The sequence below is a fragment of the Streptomyces sp. NPDC058459 genome (genome assembly GCF_042721685.1).
Classification (GTDB): Bacteria; Actinomycetota; Actinomycetes; order Streptomycetales; family Streptomycetaceae; genus Streptomyces.
Map to the genome: position 1 here is coordinate 1 of NZ_JBHXLV010000436.1, position 1,090 is coordinate 1,090.

1 protein-coding gene is annotated in these 1,090 nt (G+C 69.2%); it reads left to right on the plus strand.

Features of this window, described 5'->3' with window-relative positions; genetic code table 11:
- The first annotated feature begins 201 nt into the window (after positions 1-201).
- Positions 202-1,062 carry a Bax inhibitor-1/YccA family protein gene (locus tag ACFWN1_RS33420; RefSeq protein ID WP_384370573.1) on the plus strand — a complete coding sequence of 287 codons (861 nt, stop codon included), beginning with the start codon at positions 202-204 and terminating at the stop codon, positions 1,060-1,062.
- Positions 1,063-1,090: the final 28 nt, after the last annotated feature.

Below are 1,090 nucleotides of genomic sequence, written 5' to 3' on the forward strand. Positions count from 1 at the left end.
CCCGCGAGCGCCTCCCGCGGGGTACCGGCGGCCGGCCCCTTCGCTCTGGCATACAAAACGATCAGCCTGGGAACATGGCTCTCGCGCGGTGCGTTGGTCAAGCACGGTGAAGGAAAGATCCTCCTCAAGGAGCAGGGCCGATCCTTTGCCAGTCCATTACTCTTGAGCCAAGGCTGCGCACGGCAGCCATGGAGGAGTGAAATGAGGAGCAGCAACCCGGTCTTCTCGCGCCGAGGATTCGGTCGCGACAACGGCTACGCAGGCTTCGACACCGCACAGCAGGCCGGGTACGCGCAGGGCAACCCGTACGGCCAAAACCCGTATGCGCAGAACCCGTACGCGCGGACCACCACCGGTCAGGGTGCCCCGCCGCAGGCCCCGCCCACGACCGGCCGGATGACGATGGACGACGTGATCGTCCGCTCGGCGCTCACGCTGGGCACCGTCGTCGTCGGCGCGGTGCTCGCGTGGGCCCTGCTGCCGGTGACCCCGACCAGCTACGCGCTGGGCTTCGGTTCCGCGCTCGTCGCCATGGTCCTGGGCCTGGTGCAGAGCTTCAAGCGCAAGCCCTCGCCCCCGCTGATCCTGGCGTACGCGGCCTTCGAGGGCGTGTTCCTCGGGGTCGTCAGCGAGATGTACAACAGCCGGTGGAGCGGCGCCCCCTTCCAGGCGGTGCTCGGCACCATGGCGGTCGCCGCCGCCACCCTGCTGGTCTACAAGGCCGGCTGGATCCGCGTCACCGCCCGGTACGCCCGCATCGGCATGGCCATCGCCCTGGCGTTCGTGCTGGCCACGGCGGTGAACCTGCTGCTGGTCGCGTTCGGTGTCGCCCCGGACGGCGGTCTGCGCGGCATGGGCCCGCTGGGCGCGATCGTCGGCGTCATCGCCATCCTGCTGGGCGCGTTCTTCCTGACGCTGGACTTCAAGCAGATCGAGGACGGCATCGCCTACGGCGCCCCGCGCGAGGAGTCCTGGCTCGCCGCGTTCGGGCTCACCGTGTCGCTGGTCTGGATCTACCTGGAGATGCTGCGCCTGGTCGCCATCTTCAGTAACAACGACTAGCGTCCCGGCACCACAGAGTGCCCCCGGC